Origin of the sequence: Methanobrevibacter sp. (assembly GCF_045577275.1) — an archaeon.
Classification (GTDB): domain Archaea; phylum Methanobacteriota; class Methanobacteria; order Methanobacteriales; family Methanobacteriaceae; genus Methanobrevibacter.
The window spans coordinates 1-2,274 of sequence record NZ_JAZNIB010000159.1 but is presented as its reverse complement, the minus strand read 5'-3'; the positions used below and the strand labels follow the sequence as shown (position 1 = coordinate 2,274).

Genomic DNA, 2,274 nt, shown 5'->3' with positions numbered 1-2,274 from the left:
ATCAAAGCCTAAAGGAGAAGCTTTTGGGAGTGTGTTTAAGACCATTGTTACAACATCAGAACAATCAGCTAAACAAACTGCAAAACCAAAACAATCATTAACTGAAGGTGTAACAGAAACTTTAGAGAAGGATTCCTTGGAAAATTTACTTCTGGATATGGGCGTTGAGATGGATGAATCAAAGCTATTTGCTTTCATTGGTGAAGAGGGCATGCCTGTTGCAATTAATGAATTATTATCTTTGGAAAATTTAAAAAAAGAATAAATATTTTAAATTCTTATTTCATTAGGCTTTCAAATTCCGCTTGTGAAATGATTCCTTTTTTCAATAAGTCCTTTAAAATATCTTCTACTGTAATGCACTTTAGATTATACTTTTCCAAATAATCTTTTATGGCATCAGGATTATTATACGCTATAATTCCATTGTTTTTGATTGCTATTGCAATGGAAGAAGCTTCTCCATCTCCTAAAACCTGATTCTTATGGTCTTCCTTAATCTCATAGTATATATCAAATGTTTTGGTATTATATGAAATTTCCTCAACTTTTACGAATCCCTTATCCACAAGATCATTTAGATTATCCTTTATAAAATCAGGAATACTTGGATTATTTAAAGAATTGAAGACCTTGTTGGAAATGACTATATGATTGAATTCAGCTTCCAACAAATCTGCCCTTTTAATCTTTAAAAAATACAACAAACAGTCTATATCATAAATCGTATACATATTCACCCTCTTTACACATATTAGTTTTTAAAAAACTATAAACCCCTTTACAAACCTTTTCATAAAATTTTTGATAGATTCAAAAATTAAACCTTTGCATATAAAAGTTTTTAAGATTAATCCAAAAATCAAACCTTTGCATAAAAATCTTTGGATTAATCCAAAAATTAAACCTTTACATATTAAAAAGAAATTTTAATGAATATCAATTTAATTAACTTCCTTATTTAAAAGAATTTATAAGTCAAATCACTCCTAAATGCATCCAACAATAATTCGTCACGCTTTCCAGAGCTTATCTTATTATCGTTAAAGACCTTTTCAACCAATCTGATATACTTGCCTAATGAGAAGTATTTCTCTGATTTGCTTGATGGAGTGTATAAGTCATCACTAAATCCATTTATTTTAGCATTATAACCAATTTGAACAGATCTAAGTTCCATACATTTTTCCAAACTTATAAACTCATGTTCCCTAAGTCTAAACAACATTGCATGATGGCTTATTTGGAAATATTGCTCTGCTCTAATGATTTCTTCCAAAGTCCATTCAGTGAGATTGTTTGTCTTTGCATACCTTTCCAATCCTTCATAAGTCATGATCAAATAGGATGCAAAAATATTTGCCTCTACTTCAGAATCATCATCATTGGAAGTCTCACAGATGATTATATCCTTTTTATCCTCTTCAAAGAGAAGATGGTATAATTCATGGGCTAAAGTAAATCTTTGTCTGCCTTTAGACATGTTGGAATTGATGCAGATAATCATATCTTCACAATAATCATCCTCAGATGAATCCACTTTTTTCTTGGATTCATTTATTTTAATGCCGTTTATGTTCTTTATGCACATTCCGCTTGTACTATCGGACATAGGATAAAAGAGAATAGTCAAATCAGGAAGTTTTGATAGAACAATAGAAAACAGATCAATTGGACTATATGGGTTCAAATCCCAATCTCTTCTTAATTCCACTGCAAATGAATTTAATTTAATCTTGTCTCTCATCTTCACCATCATCCAATTTATTTAAAAAGCGCATATTCAAGATTATTTTATGTACTGAAGAAATACAATCCAAATCTTCTCTAGCTGCATTTTTAGATCTAAATGAAAAATCTATTGAGTTATATTCATCACTTTTGCAGAGAATATAAGAATCGCTGCACCCAAACAATGAGCATAATTTATCTAGAAGTGATAAATTCAAATTACGATTACCTGATTCAATCTGAGACAATAAGGGCTGAGAAATCCCTAAATACTTTGCTAAATCAGATTGAGATAATCCTTTTGATTCTCTTAGTTCCTGTAATCTATTACCTATTTCTTTCATAGAATCACTATTTCATCCCTAATATTATCTTTGTAATAAAGATATATAAAGATTCCGATTAAAATATTACAAATGTATTATATTCATAAAATTTTTTATAATTTTAAATTTTTTTAATATAATATTTTTTTATTAAATTTGAAAATATCAATATAAAATTAATGTTTTTGACTCAAATAGAATTTAAACTTATTATTTT

The 2,274-nt window shown here is 28.4% G+C and carries 4 protein-coding genes; 1 reads left to right on the top strand and 3 read right to left on the bottom strand.

What is annotated here, in order from left to right; genetic code table 11:
* Positions 1 to 31 precede the first annotated feature (31 nt).
* A complete protein-coding gene (locus tag ACKI67_RS04670) occupies positions 32 to 265 on the top strand; it encodes a hypothetical protein (protein ID WP_407462242.1) in 234 nt (77 codons plus the stop codon).
* Positions 266 to 278: 13 nt separating this feature from the next.
* On the opposite strand, the gene ACKI67_RS04665 is transcribed toward ACKI67_RS04670, so the two are convergent.
* The 3 genes from ACKI67_RS04665 to ACKI67_RS04655 form a co-directional block, all read right to left on the bottom strand.
* Positions 279 to 734: a nucleic acid-binding protein gene (locus tag ACKI67_RS04665; RefSeq protein ID WP_407462240.1), complete on the bottom strand. Its 456-nt coding sequence runs from the start codon at positions 732 to 734 to the stop codon at positions 279 to 281.
* Positions 735 to 961: 227 nt separating this feature from the next.
* Positions 962 to 1,747: an ImmA/IrrE family metallo-endopeptidase gene (locus tag ACKI67_RS04660; protein ID WP_407462239.1), complete on the bottom strand. Its 786-nt coding sequence runs from the start codon at positions 1,745 to 1,747 to the stop codon at positions 962 to 964.
* Entirely contained in the window at positions 1,731 to 2,075 is a 345-nt protein-coding gene (locus ACKI67_RS04655; protein ID WP_407462238.1) for a helix-turn-helix domain-containing protein, read from the bottom strand. Before ACKI67_RS04655 ends, ACKI67_RS04660 begins: the two co-directional genes overlap by 17 nt.
* Positions 2,076 to 2,274 lie beyond the last annotated feature (199 nt).